19 protein-coding genes are annotated in these 22,235 nt (G+C 63.9%); 17 read left to right on the forward strand and 2 right to left on the reverse strand.

Features of this window, described 5'->3' with window-relative positions; genetic code table 11:
• Window positions 1–2 precede the first annotated feature (2 nt).
• The 4 genes from UP10_RS17615 to UP10_RS17630 all read left to right on the forward strand — a co-directional run bounded on the left by UP10_RS17615 (window position 3) and on the right by UP10_RS17630 (window position 5,110).
• Window positions 3–1,565, forward strand: a complete 1,563-nt coding sequence (locus UP10_RS17615; RefSeq protein ID WP_044588588.1) for a copper resistance CopC/CopD family protein — start codon at window positions 3–5, stop codon at window positions 1,563–1,565.
• A 165-nt stretch (window positions 1,566–1,730) separates the two neighbouring features.
• Complete coding sequence (gene proS / locus UP10_RS17620) at window positions 1,731–3,050, forward strand: proline--tRNA ligase (protein ID WP_044588589.1); 1,320 nt, start codon at window positions 1,731–1,733, stop codon at window positions 3,048–3,050.
• Between the two features lie 72 nt (window positions 3,051–3,122).
• On the forward strand, window positions 3,123–4,403 hold the full coding sequence (locus UP10_RS17625; protein WP_044542379.1) for a lipoprotein-releasing ABC transporter permease subunit: 1,281 nt from the start codon (window positions 3,123–3,125) through the stop codon (window positions 4,401–4,403).
• Window positions 4,404–4,411: 8 nt separating this feature from the next.
• The gene (locus UP10_RS17630; RefSeq protein ID WP_044542378.1) at window positions 4,412–5,110 is read left to right on the forward strand and encodes an ABC transporter ATP-binding protein; all 699 of its coding nucleotides are present in this window, start codon (window positions 4,412–4,414) and stop codon (window positions 5,108–5,110) included.
• Between the two features lie 103 nt (window positions 5,111–5,213).
• Here UP10_RS17630 and UP10_RS17635 read toward each other — a convergent pair whose 3' ends face one another.
• The gene (locus UP10_RS17635; RefSeq protein WP_044588590.1) at window positions 5,214–5,483 is read right to left on the reverse strand and encodes a DUF3551 domain-containing protein; all 270 of its coding nucleotides are present in this window, start codon (window positions 5,481–5,483) and stop codon (window positions 5,214–5,216) included.
• Window positions 5,484–5,605: 122 nt separating this feature from the next.
• Window positions 5,606–5,896, reverse strand: a complete 291-nt coding sequence (locus UP10_RS17640; RefSeq protein ID WP_044588591.1) for a DUF3551 domain-containing protein — start codon at window positions 5,894–5,896, stop codon at window positions 5,606–5,608.
• 290 nt (window positions 5,897–6,186) lie between these two features.
• On the opposite strand from UP10_RS17640, the gene UP10_RS17645 reads away from it, so the two are divergent.
• The 13 genes from UP10_RS17645 to rseP all read left to right on the forward strand — a co-directional run bounded on the left by UP10_RS17645 (window position 6,187) and on the right by rseP (window position 22,133).
• Window positions 6,187–6,933 carry an outer membrane protein gene (locus tag UP10_RS17645; protein ID WP_044588592.1) on the forward strand — a complete coding sequence of 249 codons (747 nt, stop codon included), beginning with the start codon at window positions 6,187–6,189 and terminating at the stop codon, window positions 6,931–6,933.
• A 909-nt stretch (window positions 6,934–7,842) separates the two neighbouring features.
• The gene (gene dnaE, locus UP10_RS17650; protein WP_044588593.1) at window positions 7,843–11,361 is read left to right on the forward strand and encodes a DNA polymerase III subunit alpha; all 3,519 of its coding nucleotides are present in this window, start codon (window positions 7,843–7,845) and stop codon (window positions 11,359–11,361) included.
• A 146-nt stretch (window positions 11,362–11,507) separates the two neighbouring features.
• A complete protein-coding gene (locus tag UP10_RS17655; protein ID WP_245321781.1) occupies window positions 11,508–11,999 on the forward strand; it encodes a DUF2846 domain-containing protein in 492 nt (163 codons plus the stop codon).
• Window positions 12,000–12,055: 56 nt separating this feature from the next.
• On the forward strand, window positions 12,056–13,381 hold the full coding sequence (locus UP10_RS17660; RefSeq protein ID WP_050043734.1) for a S1 family peptidase: 1,326 nt from the start codon (window positions 12,056–12,058) through the stop codon (window positions 13,379–13,381).
• Window positions 13,378–14,343 carry an FHA domain-containing protein gene (locus tag UP10_RS17665; protein ID WP_044588595.1) on the forward strand — a complete coding sequence of 322 codons (966 nt, stop codon included), beginning with the start codon at window positions 13,378–13,380 and terminating at the stop codon, window positions 14,341–14,343. Before UP10_RS17660 ends, UP10_RS17665 begins: the two co-directional genes overlap by 4 nt.
• A gap of 217 nt (window positions 14,344–14,560) precedes the next feature.
• Entirely contained in the window at window positions 14,561–15,553 is a 993-nt protein-coding gene (locus UP10_RS17670; protein ID WP_044588596.1) for a 30S ribosomal protein S2, read from the forward strand.
• Window positions 15,554–15,680: 127 nt separating this feature from the next.
• Window positions 15,681–16,604 carry a translation elongation factor Ts gene (tsf, locus tag UP10_RS17675; RefSeq protein ID WP_044542369.1) on the forward strand — a complete coding sequence of 308 codons (924 nt, stop codon included), beginning with the start codon at window positions 15,681–15,683 and terminating at the stop codon, window positions 16,602–16,604.
• Between the two features lie 69 nt (window positions 16,605–16,673).
• On the forward strand, window positions 16,674–17,390 hold the full coding sequence (gene pyrH / locus UP10_RS17680; RefSeq protein ID WP_044542368.1) for a UMP kinase: 717 nt from the start codon (window positions 16,674–16,676) through the stop codon (window positions 17,388–17,390).
• Window positions 17,391–17,441: 51 nt separating this feature from the next.
• Window positions 17,442–18,005 (forward strand): ribosome recycling factor, encoded by a 564-nt coding sequence (frr, locus tag UP10_RS17685; RefSeq protein ID WP_044542367.1) that lies wholly within the window; start codon window positions 17,442–17,444, stop codon window positions 18,003–18,005.
• A gap of 77 nt (window positions 18,006–18,082) precedes the next feature.
• Complete coding sequence (locus UP10_RS17690; protein WP_044588752.1) at window positions 18,083–18,844, forward strand: isoprenyl transferase; 762 nt, start codon at window positions 18,083–18,085, stop codon at window positions 18,842–18,844.
• Window positions 18,841–19,710, forward strand: coding sequence for a phosphatidate cytidylyltransferase (locus UP10_RS17695; protein ID WP_502692207.1), 870 nt, complete (start codon window positions 18,841–18,843; stop codon window positions 19,708–19,710). The genes UP10_RS17690 and UP10_RS17695 overlap by 4 nt, the downstream gene beginning before the upstream one ends.
• A 4-nt stretch (window positions 19,711–19,714) precedes the next feature.
• Entirely contained in the window at window positions 19,715–20,938 is a 1,224-nt protein-coding gene (gene dxr, locus UP10_RS17700) for a 1-deoxy-D-xylulose-5-phosphate reductoisomerase (protein WP_044588754.1), read from the forward strand.
• Window positions 20,939–20,981: 43 nt separating this feature from the next.
• Window positions 20,982–22,133, forward strand: a complete 1,152-nt coding sequence (rseP, locus tag UP10_RS17705) for an RIP metalloprotease RseP (protein WP_044588597.1) — start codon at window positions 20,982–20,984, stop codon at window positions 22,131–22,133.
• The last annotated feature ends 102 nt before the right edge of the window (window positions 22,134–22,235 follow it).

Consider the following 22,235-nt stretch of genomic DNA (forward strand, 5'->3'; position numbering starts at 1 on the left):
GCATGCGGTTGATCGCAAGCATTGCCGCGCTGCTCGTCGCGCTCTGTCTTGCGACCGCGGCCCATGCCCATGCCGTCCTTGTTGGTGCCGAGCCGGCCGATGGCAGCGTGCTGGCGCAGGCGCCGAAAATGGTGGTGCTCCGCTTCAACGAGGCGGTGGCGCCGACCGCGGTCAGCCTGCTCGACGCTACAGGCAAGCCGCGCGACGTCGCGATCCGCGCCGTCGATCAATCCGTCGAGGTGACGCTGCCCGGGGATCTGCCTGAGGGGACGCAGGTCATCAGCTATCGCGTGGTGTCGCAGGATGGCCATCCCGTCGCCGGCTCGCTGTTGTTGTCGATCGGCGTCGTGACCGGCTCGGCGGTGCCCTCGGGCGGCGGTGTGGTCACTCCGCTGATCTGGCTGGCGCGGATCGGCGTCTATCTCGGGTTATTTATCGGTGTCGGCGGCGCGTTCTTCGCGGCGTGGATCGAGCGGGGGCCTGCGGGCGGAAGAGTGATCCTGGGATCGCTCGGCGTCGGGCTCGTCAGCGCGATCGCCTCGCTCGGCCTGCAGGGCATCGACTTACTCAGCCTGCCGCTGTCGGGGCTTGCGACGCATGCGCCGTGGGTCAGCGCGCTTGCCACCAGCCTTGGTCCTGCGATGCTGATTGCGATTGCTGCGATGCTGATGGCAGCGATCGGCTGGCGAATCTCGTCCGTCGGAGTGGCTCGGATACTGAGCGGTGTCGCGATGGTCGGTGTCGGCCTGGCGCTGGCCGCGAGCGGACATGCCGTGACGGCATCGCCGCAATGGCTGACGCGGCCGGCGGTCTTCATCCATGGGGTCGGCCTCGCTTACTGGATCGGTGCGCTCGCGCCACTCGCGGCGATGGCGTGGCGGCGAAACGATAGGCTTCCGCGGACGCTCAAGAGCTTTTCAACCATCGCCGTGCCCGTCGTGGCGTTGATCGCGCTGTCGGGCCTCGCCCTCGCCATCATTCAGCTCGAGAGTTTTGGCGCGCTGATCGACACAAGATACGGCAACATCCTCGCGCTCAAGCTCGGCCTGGTGCTGTTGTTGCTCGCGCTGGCGGCGCTGAACCGGTTCGTGTTCACGCCGGCGGTCGCGCGCGACGTCGGCAACGCAAAACCTTTGCTGCGATCGGTGCTGGCGGAATGCGTGCTTGCCGTCGCGATCTTTACCCTGGTCGCCGGCTGGCGCTTCACGCCGCCACCGCGCGCGCTCGCGATGTCGGCCGATGTTCCGCTCGCCGTCCACATCCACACCGATGCCGCGATGTTCCAGGTGCTGATCGCGCCGGGCAGGGTCGGCCAAAACGATTTCGTGCTGCAGTTGATGAACGGCGATGCCAGCCCGTTTGCTGCCAAGGAGGCGACGCTGACGCTGAGCCTGCCCGACAAGGGCATCGAACCGATCGAACGCAGCGCCGCGCTCGGACCCGACGGCTATTGGCACGTGAACATGGTCCCGTTGCCATTCCCGGGCCGCTGGCACATGCAGATCGATGCCCTGGTGACCGATTTCAAGAAAGTGACGCTGGAAGACGATGTCGAGGTCAGGTAGGGGCAGGGTCTGCGTGACCGGCTGCCTAGGTGGGGCGCAAGGCGCTGAAATGGCCGAAAATCGCCTGATTTGACGGGTTTGTCGCAATTGTCGGCCTTGTGTTTTCGCACCCAATCCGGTTTCACTGCTGCTCTTCCGGCGCATCCCTGATTCCCGAGTAACCCCATGCGATTGTCGCGGTTTTTCCTGCCCATCCTGAAAGAGAATCCGAAAGAGGCGGAGATCGTCTCGCATCGCCTGATGCTGCGCGCCGGCATGATGCGGCAGGAGGCGGCCGGCATCTATGCCTGGCTGCCGCTCGGCTTCCGGGTGCTGAAGAAGATCGAGCAGATCGTACGTGAGGAACAGGACCGCGCCGGCGCGCTCGAGCTCTTGATGCCGACGCTGCAACTCGCCGATCTCTGGCGCGAAAGCGGCCGCTACGATGCTTATGGCCCGGAGATGCTGCGCATCATCGATCGCCACAAACGCGAGCTGCTGTATGGGCCGACCAACGAGGAGATGATCACGGAGATCTTCCGCTCCTACGTCAAGTCCTACAAGAGCCTGCCGCTCAACCTCTACCATATCCAGTGGAAATTCCGCGACGAGCAGCGTCCGCGCTTCGGCGTGATGCGCGGCCGCGAATTCCTGATGAAGGACGCCTATTCGTTCGACCTCGACGAAACAGCGGCGCGGCGCTCCTACAACAGGATGTTCGTCGCTTACCTGCGCACCTTCGCGCGGATGGGCCTGAAGGCTATTCCGATGCGGGCCGAGACCGGCCCGATTGGCGGCGACCTCAGCCACGAATTCATCGTGCTCGCCGAGACCGGCGAGTCCGGCGTGTTCTGCAACAAGGACGTGCTCGATCTGCCGATCCCGCCCGACGACGTCGACTATGACGGCGATCTCACGCCGATCATCAAGCAGTGGACCTCGGTCTACGCCGCGACCGAGGACGTGCATGACGCCGCGCGGTTCGAGAGCGAAGTCCCAGCGGACAAGCGGGTCAACACCCGCGGCATCGAGGTCGGCCAGATCTTCTATTTCGGCACCAAATATTCCGACACCATGAAGGCGATGGTGGCCGGCCCCGACGGCGTCGATGTGCCGATCCATGGCGGCTCCTACGGCGTCGGCGTCTCGCGTCTGGTCGGTGCGATCATCGAGGCCTGCCATGACGATGCCGGCATCAAATGGCCCGAGGCGGTCGCGCCGTTCCGCGCTGCGATCCTCAACCTCAAGCAAGGCGACGCCGCGGTCGATGCCGCTTGCGAGACACTGTATCGCGACCTGATCGCGAAGGGCGTCGATGTGCTCTATGACGACACCGATCAGCGCGCCGGTGCGAAGTTCGCCGCCGCCGACCTGATCGGAATTCCCTGGCAGATCATCGTTGGGCCCAAGGGTCTCGCCGAAGGCAAGGTCGAAGTGAAGCGTCGCAGCGATGGCTCGCGCGAGAACATGACCCCGGCCGAATTGGTCGCAAAGCTGGCGAGTTGAAGTTTATTCACCACGCGCCTATCTGCGGGGTAATCCGGCCACAATTGGCCCGAATCATGGGATTATCGATAGATGGATGAGACCATGAGCGAGCCAGTCCGTACCCCGCCTTTTGCGCCATTCGAATGGCTGCTGTCCGGACGCTATCTGCGTGCACGTCGCAAGGAAGGGTTCATCTCAGTCATCGCCGGCTTTTCGTTCCTCGGCATCATGCTCGGCGTTGCGACGCTGATCGTCGTGATGGCGGTCATGAACGGCTTCCGCAAGGAGCTGCTGGACAAGATCCTCGGCCTCAACGGGCATCTTCTGGTGCAGCCGCTGGAATCGCCGCTGACCGACTGGAAGGACGTGGCCGACCGCATCAGCCAGGTCCAGGGCATCCGCCTGGCCGCGCCTGTCGTGGACGGGCAGGGGCTCGGCTCCTCACCGTTCAACGCCGCCGGCGTCTTCATCCGCGGCATCCGCGCCGACGATCTCAACAACCTCACCTCGATCGCCAAGAACATCAAGCAGGGCACGCTCGAGGGTTTTGACGAGGGCCAGGGCGTTGCGATCGGCCGCCGGCTCGCCGATCAGCTGTCGCTGCACGCCGGTGACAGCATCACGCTGGTCTCGCCCAAGGGCGCCGTGACACCGATGGGCACCACGCCGCGCATCAAGCCCTACAAGATCACGGCAGTGTTCGAGATCGGTATGTCGGAATACGATTCGACCTTCGTGTTCATGCCGCTGACCGAAGCGCAGGCCTATTTCAACCGCAACAACGACGTGTCCTCGATCGAGGTGTTCACGACCAACCCCGACAAGATCGACACCTATCGCAAATTGGTCACCGAAGCCGCGGGACGGCCGGTGTTCCTGGTCGACTGGCGACAGCGCAATTCGACGTTCTTCAACGCGCTGCAGGTCGAGCGCAACGTGATGTTCCTGATCCTGACCATGATCGTGCTGGTTGCTGCGCTCAACATCGTCTCCGGCCTGATCATGCTGGTGAAGGACAAGGGCCAGGACATCGCGATCCTGCGCACCATGGGCGCCTCGCAGGGCTCGATCATGCGCATCTTCCTGATCACCGGTGCCGCGATCGGTGTCGTCGGCACGCTGACCGGCTTCGTCGTCGGGATGCTGATCTGCCTGAACATCGAATCGATCAGGCAGTTCCTGTCCTGGCTCACCAACACCGAGCTCTTCTCGCCTGAGCTCTATTTCCTCTCCAAGCTGCCGGCCGAGATCGATTTCGGCGAAACGCTTGCGGTGGTGATCATGGCGCTGACGCTGTCCTTCCTGGCGACGCTCTATCCGTCGTGGCGCGCCGCGCGCCTCGATCCGGTCGACGCGCTCAGGTACGAGTGAGGGCGGGCATGGCCGAGGGGGCGGAAGATGTACCGGTCATCTATCTTCACGACGTCAAGCGGGAGTACCGGCAGGGCGAAACGACGCTGACGATCCTGAACGGTGCCAAGCTCGCACTGTGGCCCGGGCAGTCGGTGGCGCTGGTGGGGCCATCCGGGTCCGGCAAGTCGACGCTGCTGCATATCGCTGGATTGTTGGAGAGCCCCGATGACGGCGAGGTCTATGTTGCGGGCACGCCGACGTCGCAAATGTCCGACATCGATCGCACCCAGATCCGCCGTTCCGACATCGGCTTCGTCTACCAGTCACACCGGCTGCTGCCGGAATTCTCCGCGCTCGAAAACGTCATGCTGCCGCAGATGATTCGTGGGCTCAAACGCTCCGAGACCGTCAAGCGGTCGACCGAGATATTGGGCTATCTTGGGCTCGGAGACCGCATCAAGCACCGGCCGGCCGAGCTGTCGGGCGGCGAGCAGCAGCGCGTCGCGATCGCGCGCGCGGTCGCCAACGCGCCGCGGGCGCTGTTGGCGGACGAGCCGACCGGCAATCTCGATCCGGCGACGGCCGACCACGTCTTCGGCGCGCTGATGCAGCTCGTCAAGGCGACGCGGGTCGCGATGCTGATCGCAACCCACAATATGGATCTCGCTGCGCGGATGGATCGCCGGGTGTCGCTCGCGAACGGACAGATCGTCGAGCTGGATTAGAGCGTTTTCGAGCGAAGTGGACCACCGGTTCGCGTGAAGAAAACGCGTCAGAACAAGAATCCAGACCTTCGGCTCTGATTCAATCAGAGCCGAAGCTCTGGTCTCAATAGGCCGGGCGGCGGCCCCGTCTGGCTGGTTCCCTCGGTCGATCGGGCGAGGGCCCGGCGTAATAGGGATTGTTGAGGCACATCGCCCCCATGCCGGCTGCCGATGCCTGGCACTGCGCGATCGATGTGTAGCCGCAGTCTGTATCCTCGCCGCCCCAGCGATAGTTGTGCTTGCAGACCGGGGAGGTCGAATCGTATTTCTGGGCGTTCGCTGGCGCGCTTGCGAGAGTCACCAGCGCCAATACTGCCAGAATCAATTTTCGCATCAGAGATTTCCCGGCCGATCGGGCGTCCGAAACCGTCGCACGCCGAATTTGCACGGAAGCAGGCGTCGCCGCGCGGGCCTGCGTCCAATCACGTTCGCGTGCCACGATTGCGGGATCGGCGATCAGCGGATGAACAACCCGAGGAGGCCGCCATCATCGCGCTGGCGCGGAGTGTTGAGATAGGAGCGGCGGTCGTTGTCGCCGACATAGTAGGGATTGGCGATGCAATCCTGACCGATCCCGGAGGCCGAGGCCTGGCACTGCTGATATGTCTCATAGGCGCAGTTGCTGAGACCAGGATACCGGTTGCCTTGCATGCAGAAGGGGTAGCGCACGCCGACCGCTTGTGCGGGAACCGCGCAAAATGTTGTGAGCGCCACCACAGACGCCGCAGCAAGAATTATCGTCCGCATGTTGCATTCCTTGGCTGCGAAGACTCGACCTGAGATAATCCAAATCGAACAAGCGGGTTCCCGTCAACACCATCGTACGCGCAATCGCGCAAGCAGATTTGAATTGTGAATTATGTGCGGCAGCGATGTGGCGAAAGTGCAAGAAGTGCCTGTAACACAACATTAACTTACAATTTGAATGAAGTCGTTTGGCCCTGCCTGTTGCAGTGAAGTTACAGCAATTCGGATGAAGACTGCTATGAGCATGCCTCGAGGCCTTGGGGGCCAGTAGAAAAAGTTGGAACGGGAAAATGAAAAAGGTTTTGCTTCTCACTGCCAGCCTGATCGCGCTCAGCGCGACTGCGCCGGCGTTCGCGGCTGATCTCGCGGCTCGGCCTTACACCAAGGCGCCGGCGATGATCGCCACGGTCTATGACTGGAGCGGGTTCTACATCGGTGTCAACGGCGGTTGGGGCTCGAGCCACAACAGCTGGACCAACACTGCTGTTGGCGGCGTTCCGTTCGCACCCGCGGGCGAAGGCAGCCACGACGCGACGGGCGGCACGGTCGGTGGCCAGGTCGGCTACCGCTGGCAGAGCGGCAACTGGGTGTTCGGCCTCGAAGCTCAGGGCAACTGGGCTGACTTCAGCGGCTCGAATACCAGCGCGCTCTTCCTGCTCAACAACCGCACCAAGATGGATGCGTTCGGCCTGTTCACCGGTCAGATCGGATACGCCTGGAACACCACCTTGCTCTACGTGAAGGGCGGTGCTGCGGTGACCGACAACCGTTACCAGGGTATCGCTGCCGGCACGCTGGTTGACAGCGCCTCCGACACCCGCTGGGGCGGCACCGTCGGTGTCGGTCTCGAATACGCCTTCGCTCCGAACTGGTCGGCTGCGGTCGAATACGACCATCTGTTCATGGGCACCCAGAACTACACTCTGGTCACCCCGGGCGGCATCAACAGCCGCAACGACGACGTCAAGCAGGACGCCGATCTCGTCACCGTCCGCCTGAACTACAAGTTCGGCGGCCCGGTCGTCGCGCGCTACTGATCGCTCGCTTAACTCAAGCAGCATCGAAAGCCCCGGGCCTTGGCCCGGGGCTTTTTGTTTGGGCCTCTCGCTTGTCGGGCTAGCGGATTAACCATCGGTCTCGATCGCTGGATCGGAATTCTTGGGCGTGCTTGGCTGGTGGGGCAGTTTGATTGTGGCGGCCGGACGGGCTGGAAAACAGCCGACTCGGAGCGCATGTTTGCGCCATGAGCGCCTTGTTCCAAAAACTGGCCCGGTTGCTGGCTTATGTGATCATCGCCGTCGCGATGGCTGTATTCTTTTACGGGGTGGTCCGTTTTCCCGATGCGCCAATCCATGAATGCGCGACCGGCTTCTGCGGAAAGCAAGGGCGACCCCATACAAGAGCTGATTACGATGCCTTTGGGGTGTGGTGGCGACGCTTCTTACCATCTGGCCATTTGGCTTGGCTTCCACGTACCTCCTTCGCCGCTATAAGCAAGGGGAGGCAAATGACCCGCCCCATACGTCTTGAGCACCCCACCAACTCGCCAAGTTAACCAAGCAAAATCTTTCGGGGTCACTTCTCACGACCTGCGCTTGACTCCAAGAACAAAAAAGGAACATTGTTCTGCATACGTTCTATTTCAGGGAGGCGGCCATGTTGAGGATGTTCGTGGAAGAAGCGGCGGCGCTGGCATCGATCACGCTGTTCATCGGGATGATCGCGGTGTGGGCCCAGCTGTTCACCCAGTTCTAGCAATGTGTCAGCAGGAACAGGGGTCTAGCGTACCCCTGGGGAAAACTGGGAGGGTGGTCCGCCACGCGGCGTTCCGCGTGGACTCCGCAGGGGCCAAGCCTCACGATGGCTGGGCGAGTCGGGCCTGAGGCGTTGCTGCTTTCGGGGTTGGCGCTCGCTCCATCCCTGACGCAGAAATCCTTCGAGCAGCCATGTCGAATGCCGGATTCGTTCATCTTCACGTCCATTCGGCCTATTCGCTGCTGAAGGGCTCGATCAAGATCGCCAAGCTCGGCGAACTTGCGAAGGCCGACCGCCAGCCGGCGCTGGCGCTCACCGACACCGACAACATGTTCGGGGCGCTGGAATTCTCCGACAAGATGGCGGGCTACGGCATCCAGCCGATCGTCGGCTGCGAACTCGCGGTGGACTTCGGCGACGTCGATCCGAACGTGCGCAGCGTGCTCGCGGCGGGCCCTGCACGAATTGTCCTGCTGGCGGCGCGCGAGCGCGGCTACCGCAGCCTGATGAAGCTGAACTCGCGGGCGTTCCTCGAGACGCCCATCAACCAGACCCCGCACATCAAGCTTGATTGGTTGACCGACGAGGCCGAGGACCTGATCGCCCTGACCGGCGGGCCCGACGGGCCGATCGCGCTGGCGCTCGGCGCCGATCAGGCCGCGCTGGCGGCGACGCGTTGCGACCAGCTTGCGAGCCTGTTCGGCGATCGGCTCTATGTCGAATTGCAACGCCATGGCGTGGATCGGGAGCGTCGCACTGAAAGCGGCCTGATCGATCTGGCCTATGCGAAGGGCCTGCCGCTGGTTGCGACCAACGAGCCGTATTTCGCGACCAACGACGATTACGAATCGCATGACGCGCTGTTGTGCATCGCCGGCGGCCATCTGATCGCCGAGACCAATCGCGTGCAATTGACGCCCGATCACCGCTTCAAGTCCCGCGCCGAAATGGCGGTGCTGTTCGCCGACATTCCGGAAGCGCTGGCCTCGACGGTGGAGATCGCCGAGCGCTGCTCGTTCCGGCCGAAGACGCGCAAGCCGATCCTGCCGTTCTTCACCGTCGGGGCCGCATCGAGTTCCGATGCCGCCGCCGATGAGGCCGCCGAGATGAAGCGTCAGGCGGAGGAGGGACTGGCGAACCGGCTGCTTGTGCACGGTCTCTCGCAGGGAACGACGGACGAGGACTACAGCAGTCGGCTTGCTTTCGAGCTCGACGTCATCACCCGCATGAAATATGCGGGCTACTTCCTGATCGTCGCCGACTTCATCAAATGGGCCAAGGGGCAGGGCATTCCGGTCGGACCGGGCCGCGGCTCCGGCGCGGGCTCGCTGGTCGCGTGGGCGCTCACCATCACCGACCTCGATCCCATCAAGTTCGGCCTGCTGTTCGAGCGCTTCCTCAATCCGGAACGCGTGTCGATGCCGGACTTCGACATCGACTTCTGCCAGGATCGCCGCGGCGAGGTGATCCAGTATGTGCAGCAGCGCTACGGCCGCGATCAGGTGGCGCAGATCATCACCTTCGGTACGCTGCAGGCGCGCGGCGTGCTGCGTGACGTCGGGCGCGTGCTGCAGATGCCCTACGGCCAGGTCGACAAGCTGACGAAACTGGTGCCGCAGAATCCTGCCGCGCCGGTGACGCTGGCGCAGGCGATCGAAGGCGAGCCGAAGCTGCAGGCGTTCCGCGACGAGGATCCGGTGGTGGCGCGCGCCTTCGACATCGCGCAGCGGCTCGAGGGCCTGACCCGCCACGCCTCGACCCACGCCGCGGGCATCGTGATCGGCGACCGGCCGCTCAGCGAGCTGGTGCCGCTCTATCGCGATCCGAAATCGGATATGCCGGTCACCCAGTTCAACATGAAATGGGTCGAGCCGGCCGGCCTCGTCAAATTCGACTTCCTCGGCCTGAAGACGCTCACCGTGCTCGATGTCGCGGTAAAGCTGCTCAAGCCGCGCAACATCCATGTCGATCTGGCAACGCTGCCGATCGAGGACGCGTCGAGTTACCAGATGCTGGCGCGGGGCGATGTGGTCGGCGTGTTCCAGGTGGAAAGCCAGGGCATGCGCCGCGCGCTGATCGACATGCGGCCGGACCGCTTCGAAGACATCATCGCGCTGGTGGCGCTGTATCGCCCCGGTCCGATGGCGAACATCCCGACCTATTGTGCGCGCAAGCATGGCGACGAGGAGCCGGAATATCTGCATCCGATCCTGGAGCCGATCCTGAAGGAGACGTTCGGCGTCATCATCTACCAGGAACAGGTGATGCAGATCGCACAGGTGATGGCGGGCTATTCGCTCGGCGACGCCGACCTGCTGCGCCGCGCGATGGGCAAGAAGATCCGCGCCGAGATGGAGAAGCAGCGCGCGGTCTTCGTCGCCGGTGCGGTCAAGAACAACGTTCCAAAGGGGCAGGCGGAGACGATCTTCGAGCTGCTGGCGAAGTTCGCCGACTACGGCTTCAACAAGAGCCACGCGGCCGCCTACGCGCTGGTGTCGTTCCACACCGCCTACATGAAGGCGCATTATCCGGTCGAGTTCCTGGCGGCGTCGATGACGCTCGAACTCAACAACACCGATAAGCTCTCGGAATTTCGCGCCGAGGCGCAGCGGCTCGGCATCAAGGTCGAGGCGCCCAATGTCAACCGTTCCGGCCCGACCTTCGAGGTCGGCGACAACACGATCTACTATGCGCTCGCCGCGTTGAAGGGCGTCGGCATCCAGGCGGTCGAGCAGATCGTGGAGGAGCGCAAGAAGGGCGCCTTCACGTCGCTCGCCGATTTCGCCGCGCGGGTGAGCCCGCGCGCCGTCAACAAGCGCATCATCGAGAGCCTGGCGGCCGCGGGTGCCTTCGACACGCTGGAGCTGAACCGTGCACGGGTGTTCGCCGGTGCGGATGCAGTGCTCGCCGCCTGCCAGCGCAGCCACGAGGCCGCGACATCAGGGCAGAACGACATGTTCGGCAGCGCGGCGGATGCGCCGAGCATCATCCTGCCGCAGATCGAACCGTGGCTGCCCGCGGACCGGCTGCGCCGCGAATATGACGCGATCGGCTTCTTCCTGTCGGGCCATCCGCTCGACGATTATGCGACCGCGCTGAAGCGGCTGCGCGTGCAATCCTGGGCCGAATTTTCCCGTGCTGTGAGGAACGGTGCGACCGCGGGCAAGGTGGCCGCGACCGTTGTGTCGCGGATGGAGCGACGGACCAAGACCGGCAACAAGATGGGCATCATGGGTCTGTCGGACCCGACCGGCCATTTCGAAGCGGTGCTGTTCTCCGAAGGGCTGGCGCAATACCGCGACGTGCTCGAGCCGGGCACCGCCGTGCTGCTGCAACTCGGCGCCGAGCTGCAGGGCGAGGACGTGCGGGCGAGGGTGCTGCACGCCGAGCCGCTCGATCAGGCCGCGGCCAAGACTCAGAAAGGCCTGCGCATCTTCGTGCGCGACACCAAACCGCTCGACTCGATCGCCCGCCGGCTCAACATGCCGGAAGCCGCGCCTGCCGCAGGCGGCGCCGGAAGGGTACCTGCGGCAAAGCAGGCGCCGGCAGCGGTACCGGCAGGCAGTACCGACGGCGACGTCTCGCTGGTGATCATGCTCGACCTCCAGACCGAGGTCGAGATGAAGCTGCCCGGCCGCTACAAGGTCTCGCCGCAGATCGCCGGCGCGATCAAGGCCGTGGCCGGTGTCGTCGACGTCCAGACGCTGTAGGCGCGGTCGTCACCGGTGTGACTTTGCGAGACGCGTAGCCTTGCCTCAAGCGCTATTGCAACCGCACCGTGTCCCCGATTATGCTCGATCCTGGGCAAGTGCTTGGGGGCGATATGTTTGGGCGTTGCGCGGTCCTGTTGGCCGCTGTGTTGTTGATGTCGGGCTGTGTCAGCGACGGGGTTGGTACCGACTACGCTGCGATCTCACAAAAGGTCGGGCCACCAAAGCCCGGGCAGTCGCGCATCGTCGTGCTACAGGAAAAGCGCAAGGGATTGAGCGCGTTTTGCGGCTGCGACGTGAAGCTCGACGGCGAGCCCATCGGCAAGGTGGCGATCGGGACCTACGTTTTTGCCGATCGGCCCGCCGGTCGTCACCAGTTCATCGCGAGCGAAACGCTCTTTCCGGGCGATACCACGTACAACTTCTCCACTGAGCCGGGCCGCACCTATTTCTTTCTGGTGCGCGCGAGCGAGCGGTACGCATCGGTCAGCGGCGTGACGATGATGGGGGGCCTGGTCGGTGGCGTCATCGCATCGGCCGTCACTGCAAATGCCGCCAATCCGGGGCCGGCTGATTTCTTTGCACTTGACGAACCGACCGCGCGCACGACGCTTGCCGAACTGCAATTGGCGCAATAGACGACTGCAGCGATCGCCACGATGGCGACGAGGGACCATCAGGAGCAGGACGGTTGTTGAGGCTTGCAAGTGGCGCGCGGTTGCGCGCGACGGAATTCCTGGTTGCGATCGTCGTCTGCGGTTTCGCCGCGGCATGGGCCGGGCCCGCGCAATCCGCGACCGCCGAGGGGATCTACGCGAGCGCGCCGCCGCGGCTCCTGCAAATTCGCACGCTGGTCGCCGACGCAGGACGGCAGACCTCGATCGGCTCCGGCTTCCTGGTGTCGTCAGACGGGCTGGCGATCACCAACTACCATGTGGTGTCGCAGGTCGCGCTGGAGCCCAAGACCTATCGGCTTGAATATATCGGGGCCGATGGCTCGCGCGGTGAGGTCAGCCTGCTCGACGTCGACGTGCCCAACGATCTCGCGGTCGTGCGGCTCGACAAGAAGGATGCGCCGTTTTTCGAATTCGACCGCGCAGCGATGGATGGCGCAATGCCCAAGGGCGAGCGTCTCTATTCGATGGGCGATCCCCTCGATCTCGGCTTCACGATCGCCGAGGGCACGTACAACGGCCTCGTCGACCACAGCTACACTGACCGTGTCCATTTCTCCGGCGCGCTCAATCCGGGCATGAGCGGCGGACCGACCGTGACGGCGGAGGGACGCGTGGTCGGCATCAACGTCGCGACGCGCAATGGCGGTCAGCTTGTGAGCTTCCTGGTCCCGGCGCGGTTTGCCGATGCGCTGCTGACGCGCGTCCGCAATCGCGGTCCGGCGCCCGACCTGCGCGCGGAGATCGGCCGGCAACTCGCCGCCTCGCAAGCCGAGCTCTACAAATCCTTTCTTGATCAGGGCTTTCGCAGTGTCGCGCTCGGTCCGTACCGCACGCCCGAATCGACCGTGTCGTGGCTGAACTGCTGGGCGCGCACCAACGCCGACGCCACGCCGAAGCCACGCGCAAGCATCAACACGACGACGTGCACGAGCGAGGCCGGACTGTTCGTCGCCTCCGACCTCAACATCGGCAACGTCCAGATCAGCCATTCCTTCGTGAAGACCATCGACCTCAATCAATTCCAGCTCGCGACATTGCTGACCCAGCTCAGCCAGGGGCGCGTGGTCGGCGGCGGGCCGTACCGGAAATGGTACACGCCGGAGCACTGCCATGAGGATTTCGTCGCGACTGCGGCTGCGTCCGATCGCCCACCGCTGCGCGCGACGTGGTGCGCGCGCGCCTATCGCGAATTCGACGGGCTCTACGACGTGGCGCTGGTCGCGGTGACGCAGGATGACGGCAGTGAGGCCCTGGTGTCGCGCCTGAACCTGCAGGCGATCGGCTATGATGATGCGATGGCGCTCGGCGAGCGCTTTCTCGAAGCGGTGCAGGTGACGCGATGATCTGGATCGAGGTCCTGTCGCGCCACCGTGAGCTCGCCACGCGCGTTCGTGTCACAGCCAGCGAGGCGCGTATCGGTCGCGGCTACGACAACGACGTCATTATCGATGACCCCTATGTCGCACCCAATCATCTGCGGATATTTCGCGACGATGCGGGGCAGCTGATTGCCGAGGACATCGGCAGCGTCAACGGGATATTCCTCGACAGCAGCGACAAGCGGTCAACGCGCGTCGTGGTTGACGGCGAACATCCAATTCGTATTGGACAGACGCTGTTGCGCGTGCGCAGTGCCGATCACGCGGTCGCGCCGGAACGGATTGCGCCACCTGAAGCACGGCTGGTCCCGGGCGTCCTGGTCGCAGCCCTCGGCATCGCCGTGCTCGGCCTGTACGCGCTGACGGTCTGGCTTGCCCAGACCGCGGAGGTTCGCGCGTCGGACTATCTGACACCGCTGCTCTGGATCATCGTTGTCGTCATTTTGTGGGCGGGGCTGTGGGCGCTGTTGTCGCGCGTGTTTTCCGGGCGCTCGCACTTCATGCGCAATCTTTTGATCGCGCTCGGCGGCACGCTGGTGCTGGCCGCTTATAATGAGATCGCCCGCGTTCTGGCATTCTCATTCACCGCGCCTTCGGCCACCACCTATCAATACGCGGCGGCGTGGACCATCGTCGCGGTCATTTGCTTCCTGCACCTGCGCCAGATCGGCCATACGCGACTGTGGCTGAAGGGCGTGATCGTGGCGACGGTGCTGGCGACCGCCATTGCGGCGCAGACGCTGCAGCGCTCCGAGGCCTTCTCGATCGTCGGCCGGCAAGGCACGGTGCATGTGCTGCTGCCGCCATCGTTCCGTGCGGTACCGGTGCGGGAGGAGGCCGTTTTTTTCCGCGCTGTCGGCGACCTCAAGGACAAGATCGATGCCGACCGGAAGGGCGCCAAGCCTGCCGAGGCGGGAGGGCGGTAAGGGAAGCCAAATCCACCGATTTTGGCCCGAAACGACCCATTTGACGGCCATTTAGTCGTCAGAACCGGCCATATTTCCTTGCTTCTGGCGCAAATCGCGCTATACACCGCGCCATCTCACACGGAAACATGGCTCTCAAAGGCCGTCCGGTGGCAACCGGGCCAACAGGCTCGTATGCTCACACGTTTCCGGAGGAACCAACCGGAGAATTAGAACTATGGCGCTACCCGAATTCAATATGCGTCAGCTTCTGGAAGCTGGCGTTCACTTTGGCCACCAATCGCACCGCTGGAATCCGAAAATGGCGGATTACATTTTCGGTGCCCGCAACAACATTCACATCATCGACCTCGCGCAGACCGTGCCGATGATGCATCGCGCGCTTCAGGCGGTCAGCGATACCGTCGCCAAGGGCGGCCGTATCCTGTTCGTCGGCACCAAGCGTTCGGCGCAGGACGGCGTCGCGGAGGCTGCCAAGCGTTCGGCGCAGTACTTCGTCAATTCGCGCTGGCTCGGCGGCACGCTGACCAACTGGAAGACGATTTCCGGCTCGATCAAGCGGCTGCGTCACCTCGATGACGTGCTGTCGTCCGGCGATGCCAACTCCTACACCAAGAAGGAGCGGCTGACGCTGCAGCGCGAGCGCGACAAGCTCGACCGTTCGCTCGGCGGCATCAAGGACATGGGCGGTCTGCCCGACATGATCTTCGTGATCGACACCAACAAGGAAGACATCGCGATCCAGGAAGCGCAGCGACTGAACATCCCGGTTGCCGCGATCGTCGACACCAATTCGGACCCCAAGGGCATCACCTTTGTGGTGCCGGGCAATGACGACGCCGGCCGCGCGATCTCGCTGTATTGCGACCTCGTGGCGCGCGCCGCGATCGACGGCATCTCGCGTGCACAGGGTGATTCCGGGATCGACATCGGTGCGTCGGCTGCGCCCCGACAGGAAGAGCTTCCGGCGGCAGCGCCAGCAGGCTTCCAGGGACTGGCCGGTCCGCGCGGCACTGCCGACGACCTCAAGAAGCTCACCGGCGTGTCCGGTGCGGTCGAGAAGAAGCTCAACGATCTCGGCATCTTCCACTTCTGGCAGCTCGCTGAGCTCAACCATGACACCGCGCACAAGATCGGCGAAGAAGTCGGTCTGCCGAGCCGCGCCGATGCCTGGGTCGCCCAGGCCAAGACGCTCGCCGAAGCGGAATAAGGGTTACGCGGCGTGGCCGGGCCTGTCCCGGCCGCCGCTTCCATTCCATGAACAACGATTTTCCTGTCGCTGACGGCGGCGCCATCGGGCGCCGCGGTTTCTCTACAGGCAAGAAGGACATTGAACGATGGCAACGATCACAGCTGCTATGGTCAAGGAACTCCGCGAGTCGACCGGCGCGGGCATGATGGATTGCAAGGCGGCCCTGACCGAGACCGACGGCGACATGCAGGCCGCACAGGATTGGCTGCGCAAGAAGGGCATCACCAAGGCTGCCAAGAAGGCTGGTCGAGTCGCGGCTGAGGGCCTGATTGGTGCGCTGACATCAGGCACCAAGGGTGTGCTGGTCGAAGTGAATTCAGAAACCGACTTCGTTGCGCGCAACGAGCAGTTCCAGGGCCTGGTCAAGATGATCGCCCAGGTCGCGCTGCATCACGGCGCTGATGTCGAGACCATCAAGGCCGCCAAGATCGGCGAAGTCACCGTGGAGAGGGCGATCTCGGACGCGATCGCGACCATCGGCGAGAACATGACGCTGCGCCGCGCCGCTTCGCTCGAAGTGAGCAAGGGCGTGGTGTCGAGCTACGTTCATAACGCGGTCGTCGAGGGCGCCGGCAAGATCGGCGTGATCGTCGCATTGGAATCGGCCGGCAAGGCCGATGAACTCGCGCTCCTCGGCCGTCAGCTCGCCATGCATGTTGCTGCGGCCAAGCCGCTGGCGCTCGATCCGACGGGGCTCGATCCGGAGGCCGTCAAGCGCGAGAAGGATGTGCTGGCCGACAAGTACCGCCAGGCCGGCAAGCCGGAAAACGTCATCGAGAAGATCGTCGATTCCGGCCTGAAGACCTATTACAAGGAAGTTTGCCTGCTCGATCAGGCCTTTATCCACGACAGCGGCAAGTCCGTTGCCCAGGCGGTAAAGGAAGCTGAGGGTAAGGTCGGCGGCCCGATCAAGATCGCGGGTTTTGTGAGCTATGCTCTCGGCGAGGGAATCGAGAAGCAGGAAAGCGATTTCGCTGCCGAGGTCGCAGCCGCCAGCGGCAAGAAGTAACCGCTGACGACGGGCTTCCGGTACGTAGTCCGGAAGCTTGCCTGCGCGGGACAAGGAAGCGATCGCATCATGGCTGAGCCAGTCTATCGTCGCGTCGTGATCAAGCTGTCCGGCGAATATCTGGCCGGCAGCCATGGCTTCGGAATCGACCAGCCCACCCTTGATCGCGTTGCCGACGACCTGATCGCAGCGCGCCAGCTCGGCGTCGAGGTGGCGGTCGTGATCGGCGGCGGCAACATCGTCCGCGGCGTCGAGGTGTCCTCCCGCGGGGTGTCCCGGCCGACCGGCGACACCATGGGCATGCTCGCCACCATGATGAATTGCCTCGCGCTGGAATCGGCCATCGAGCGCAAGGGGACCCCGGCGCGAACGCTGTCGGCGTTCGTGATGCCGGAGATTTCCGAGCTGTTCACGCGCAGTGCAACGCACAAATATCTCGCCGAGGGACGGATCGTCCTGCTCGGCGGTGGAACCGGCAATCCGTTCTTCACGACCGATACGACCGCCGTGCTGCGCGCGGCCGAAATCGGCGCACAGGCGGTGCTGAAGGCCACCAATGTTGACGGCGTCTACAGCGCCGATCCGAAGAAGGACCCCAAAGCCAAGCGCTTCGACCGCCTGACCCATTCGCAGGCAATCGAGGGCGGCTACAAGGTCATGGACGCGACTGCTTTCGCGCTTGCCCGCGAGACGTCGCTGCCTATCATCGTGTTCTCGATCGCGGAGCCCGGTTCGATCGGAGCCATTCTGCGCGGTACCGGACACGGCACGGTCGTCGCCGGCTGACGTTGCGCCTGCGGGCGTCGGCAACCGGTTTTCTTGAGAAGGGAGAGCGTCATGGCCGCACCTGGTTTTGACATCAATGAAGTAAAGCGCCGCATGCAGGGGGCCACGCAGGCGCTCAAGCACGAACTCGGCGGTCTGCGCACCGGGCGCGCCGCGGCCTCCATGCTGGAGCCGGTCCAGGTCGAGGCCTACGGATCGCATATGCCGCTCAATCAGGTCGCGACCATCAGCGTGCCCGAGCCGCGTTTGCTCTCGGTGCAGGTCTGGGACAAGTCGATGGTGAAGGCCGTGGAAAAGGCGATCGTCGATTCCAATCTCGGCCTGTCGCCGGCGACCGAAGGGCAGGTGCTTCGCCTGCGCATTCCTGAACTCAACGAGGAGCGCCGCAAGGAGCTCGTCAAGGTCGCGCACAAATACGCCGAAGCAGCGAAGGTCGCAGTGCGCCATGTGCGCCGCGACGGGCTCGATATCATCAAGAAGCTCGAGAAGAATCACGAGATCTCGGAGGACGACCAGGAGCGTCTGTCCAACGAGGTGCAGAAGGCGACCGACGGGGTGATCACCGAAATCGACCAGTTGCTTGGCGCCAAGGAAAAGGAAATCCTGACGGTCTGACGCGTTCGTTGGTTTGCACGTTTTCGTCGCGCGAACCGGTGTTCGCGCCGCCTGAAAACGCCACGGAAAAGAGCCCGATGTCGAAAGCCGCCGCCCCTGCAACCGATGGACCGGATGATCGCCCCGGCAGTCCGTTGCATGTGGCTATCATCATGGACGGCAACGGGCGCTGGGCTGCAGCACGCGGCCTGCCGCGTGCCGAAGGGCATCGCCGCGGCGTCGAGGCGCTGCGCCGTGTCGTGCGCGCGGCCAACGAGCTCGGTGTGCTCTATTTGACGATCTTCTCGTTCAGCTCGGAGAACTGGTCGCGGCCTGCCACCGAGATCGGGGATCTGTTCGGCCTGTTGCGCCGCTTCATCCGCAACGATCTGGCGACGCTGCACCGCGACGGGGTGAGGGTGCGTGTGATCGGCGAACGTGAGGGCCTCGAGGCCGATATCTGCGCGCTGCTCAATGAGGCCGAGGAGCTGACGAAAGACAACACCAGGCTCAACCTCGTCGTTGCCTTCAACTACGGCTCGCGGGCGGAGATCGCCTCTGCGGCGCGGCGCCTTGCGCGCGAGGTCGCCGAGGGCAAGCGCGACGCCAACTCGATCGATGCCGACACGCTCGGGCAGTATCTCGATGCGCCCGACATTCCCGATCCCGATCTGATCATCCGGACCAGCGGCGAGCAGCGCCTGTCGAATTTCCTGATGTGGCAGGCCGCCTATAGCGAACTCGTGTTCGTGCCGATCCATTGGCCCGACTTCGACAAGGCGGCGCTGGAAGGCGCGATTGCTGAATATGGCCGGCGCGAGCGCCGTTTTGGCGGCCTCGCCGCGAAAACCGGCTCGTGACCGGGGACGAAGCCGCACCGGCGGCAGCGAAAGCCGCGCCTGAGGCAGCAAGCGAGCAGGGGTCGCGCAATCTCGCGATGCGTGTGGTGGCAGCCTTGGTGCTGGCACCGATCGCGATCGCGCTGGCCTATCTCGGCGGCGTCGCCTGGACTGTGCTGGTGACGCTGGCGGCGATCGGCCTGTTCGCGGAATGGCTGATGATCACGGGTCTTGGGCGTGAAACACGCGTTCTGGCTCCCGGCATCGCGGCGCTCCTGCTAGCCGGTCTCTGCCTGATAGCCGGCCAGATTGATGCCGCACTGCTCGTTCTCGCCGTCGGAGCGGTCGCGCTGGTGCTGATCTCCGGCGAACGGCGCAACTGGGCAACGGCAGGATTTCTGTACGCTGCGGCTGCCGAGATCGGCTCGGTGCTGGTCCGGCTCGATGCGGTCAAGGGTTTTGCCGCGCTGATGTTCGTGTTCCTGGTCGTCTGGGTCACCGATATCGGGGGCTACTTTGCCGGCCGTAGTATCGGCGGGCCCAAGCTGTGGGTGCGCGTCAGTCCGAAAAAGACATGGGCCGGCGCGATCGGCGGCTTCGTGGCAAGCCTGCTCGTTGCGGCCGGCTTTGTCGCCTTCGAGATCGGTACCACCGGCCCGTTATTGCTGCTCGGAGCTTTGCTGTCGGTGGTCTCACAGCTCGGCGACCTCTTTGAATCCGCGGTCAAGCGGCGGTTTGGCGTGAAGGATTCGAGCCATATCATCCCCGGTCATGGCGGGCTCCTGGACCGCCTGGACGGATTTGTCGCGGCCGTCATCGTGGCGGCGATTTTCGGCTTTCTTCGCGGCGGCGCCGATGGCGTCGGGCGCGGTCTTATGGTTTGGTGATGAGATGAGCGCAGTTCCATTGCGTAACAACAAGGCCGCTGCGACCGTCGTGCGCAGCGTGACCGTCCTGGGTGCCACCGGCTCGATCGGCGACAGCACCATGGATCTGCTGCGTGGCGCGCGCGACCGTTATCGCATCGAGGCGCTGACCGCGAATAGCAATGTCGAGGGGCTCGCCAAACTTGCCAGGGAATTCGGTGCGCGGTTTGCGGCCGTTGCCGATCCTGCACGCCTGTCCGAGCTGAAAGACGCGCTGGCCGGCACGCGCATCGAATGCGGTGCCGGTGAGAGCGCGATCATCGAGGCCGCCGCACGGCCCGCGGACTGGGTGATGGCGGCGGTCAGCGGCGCGGCCGGGCTGAAGCCGGCGCTTGCGGCCGTCGATCGCGGCGCCACGGTGGCGCTGGCGAACAAGGAATGCCTGGTTTGCGCCGGCGATTTCTTCATGGAGCGCGCGGCGAAAGCGGGCGCCTGCATCCTGCCGGCGGACTCCGAGCACAACGCGTTGTTCCAGGCGCTGGCCTCCGGCAATCGCGACGAGCTGGTGCGGGTCATCATCACCGCCTCGGGCGGGCCGTTCCGCACCTGGGCCCCCGCCGACATCGAGCAGGCGACACTGGAGCAGGCGCTGAAGCATCCCAATTGGAGCATGGGGCAGAAGATCACCATCGATTCCGCGTCGATGATGAACAAGGGCCTTGAAGTGATCGAGGCGTCCTATCTGTTCGCTTTGACACCCGACGAGATCGACGTGCTGGTGCATCCGCAATCGATTATCCACGGCATGGTCGAGTTCTCCGACCGCTCGGTGATGGCGCAACTCGGCGTGCCCGACATGCGCATCCCGATCGCGCATTGCCTCGGCTGGCCCGAGCGCATCGTCGGTCCGTCGGCGAAGCTCGATCTCGCCAAGATCGGCCAGCTCACCTTCGAGGCACCGGACTTCGAGCGCTTCCCGGGCCTGCGGCTGGCTTTTGAGGCGCTGCGGATTGGACACGGCGCGACGACCGTCTACAACGCCGCCAATGAGGTCGCGGTTGCCGCCTTCATCGCTGGAAAGATCAGGTTCGGCGCGATCGCCCGCCTGGTGGAAGCGACGATCAACGATTGGATGCGGTCCGGGAATCTGGCACCGCTGCAATCGGCGGATGAAGCGATTACCGTTGACCATAATGCGCGAAATAAAGCTGCCGCCCTATTGCCTCAAATTGCCTTAAAGGCATCCTAGTAGGTTGGGGACGGAGCCTCTGGCTCTTGTCGAGGGGAATCTGATGTCCGAGTTTTTTCTTCATAGTTTCAATGTGTTGAGCCATGGCCTCCTCGGCTACATCGTCCCCTTCCTGTTCGTCCTGACGATTGTCGTGTTCTTTCACGAGCTCGGCCACTTCCTGGTTGCGCGCTGGGCTGGGGTAAAGGTGCTGACGTTCTCGCTCGGTTTCGGACCGGAACTCGCAGGTTTCAACGACCGCCTCGGCACGCGCTGGAAGATCTCGGCGATTCCGTTGGGCGGCTACGTCAAGTTCTTCGGCGACGACTCCGAGGCGTCCACGCCGTCGACGCAGACGCTGGCCACCATGACGGCGGAGGAGAGCGAAGGCAGCTTCCATCACAAGAGCGTCGGCAAGCGCGCCGCGATCGTTGCTGCCGGGCCGTTTGCGAATTTCATCCTGGCGATCGTGATCTTCACCTGCCTGTTCACCTTCTTCGGCAAGCCGAGCACCACGGCGCGCGTCGACAAGGTCGAAGCCAATAGCGCCGCCGCGGCCGCCGGTTTCCAGGTCGGGGACGTCGTGACTGCGATTGACGGCACGACAATCGGCAGCTTCTCGGACATGCAGCGGGTCGTCAGCGTCCATGCCGGCGACACGCTCACCTTCACCGTCAAGCGCGGGGATTCCACCGTGCAGCTGAGCGGCACGCCCGAGCTGCGCGAGGTGAAGGATCCCTTCGGCAATGCCCACAAGCTGGGTGTCCTGGGTATCACCCGGGCAACCGCGCCCGGCGACGCTGTCACCGAGCGGGTCGATCCCGCGACTGCGCTCTGGCTCGGCGTCAAGGAAACCTGGTTCGTGATCGACCGGACGCTCGCCTATATCGGCGGCATCTTCACCGGCCGTGAGGCGGCCGACCAGGTCGGCGGGCCGCTCCGAATCGCCCAGATATCGGGGCAGGTCGCGACCCTCGGTGTGGCAGCCTTGATTCACCTGGCTGCGGTACTTTCGATCTCGATCGGCCTGCTGAACCTGTTCCCGGTGCCGCTGCTCGATGGCGGTCATCTTTTGTTCTATGCCGTGGAAGCCGCTCGCGGCCGTCCTCTATCGGAGCGGGCCCAGGAAATGGGGTTCCGAATCGGACTGGGTTTGGTGTTGATGCTGATGGTGTTCGCGACCTACAACGACATCCTGCATTTGGGGGCGTCCTGAAGTAGGCTTTTTTGTGACGTTGCTAATGGGCAACGTCTTGGAATGAAAATGGAATTGCATTGCGGTAGTAAGTTTGCCCCCATGGCAAAGTTGGCTACAAGC

The sequence above is a fragment of the Bradyrhizobium sp. LTSPM299 genome (assembly GCF_000938235.1).
Taxonomy (GTDB): Bacteria; Pseudomonadota; Alphaproteobacteria; order Rhizobiales; family Xanthobacteraceae; genus Bradyrhizobium.

Bases quoted from the DNA above. Each gene is read 5' to 3' on its own strand.
- dxr (WP_044588754.1), top strand. From the start codon at position 19,715: ATGAGCGCAGTTCCATTGCGTAACAACAAGGCCGCTGCGACCGTCGTG.
- proS (WP_044588589.1), top strand. From the start codon at position 1,731: ATGCGATTGTCGCGGTTTTTCCTGCCCATCCTGAAAGAGAATCCGAAA.
- UP10_RS17615 (WP_044588588.1), top strand. From the start codon at position 3: ATGCGGTTGATCGCAAGCATTGCCGCGCTGCTCGTCGCGCTCTGTCTT.
- UP10_RS17640 (WP_044588591.1), bottom strand. From the start codon at position 5,896: ATGCGGACGATAATTCTTGCTGCGGCGTCTGTGGTGGCGCTCACAACA.
- UP10_RS17630 (WP_044542378.1), top strand. From the start codon at position 4,412: ATGGCCGAGGGGGCGGAAGATGTACCGGTCATCTATCTTCACGACGTC.
- dnaE (WP_044588593.1), top strand. From the start codon at position 7,843: ATGTCGAATGCCGGATTCGTTCATCTTCACGTCCATTCGGCCTATTCG.
- UP10_RS17645 (WP_044588592.1), top strand. From the start codon at position 6,187: ATGAAAAAGGTTTTGCTTCTCACTGCCAGCCTGATCGCGCTCAGCGCG.
- tsf (WP_044542369.1), top strand. From the start codon at position 15,681: ATGGCAACGATCACAGCTGCTATGGTCAAGGAACTCCGCGAGTCGACC.
- UP10_RS17625 (WP_044542379.1), top strand. From the start codon at position 3,123: ATGGATGAGACCATGAGCGAGCCAGTCCGTACCCCGCCTTTTGCGCCA.
- rseP (WP_044588597.1), top strand. From the start codon at position 20,982: ATGTCCGAGTTTTTTCTTCATAGTTTCAATGTGTTGAGCCATGGCCTC.
- UP10_RS17635 (WP_044588590.1), bottom strand. From the start codon at position 5,483: ATGCGAAAATTGATTCTGGCAGTATTGGCGCTGGTGACTCTCGCAAGC.
- pyrH (WP_044542368.1), top strand. From the start codon at position 16,674: ATGGCTGAGCCAGTCTATCGTCGCGTCGTGATCAAGCTGTCCGGCGAA.
- UP10_RS17690 (WP_044588752.1), top strand. From the start codon at position 18,083: ATGTCGAAAGCCGCCGCCCCTGCAACCGATGGACCGGATGATCGCCCC.
- frr (WP_044542367.1), top strand. From the start codon at position 17,442: ATGGCCGCACCTGGTTTTGACATCAATGAAGTAAAGCGCCGCATGCAG.
- UP10_RS17665 (WP_044588595.1), top strand. From the start codon at position 13,378: ATGATCTGGATCGAGGTCCTGTCGCGCCACCGTGAGCTCGCCACGCGC.
- UP10_RS17670 (WP_044588596.1), top strand. From the start codon at position 14,561: ATGGCGCTACCCGAATTCAATATGCGTCAGCTTCTGGAAGCTGGCGTT.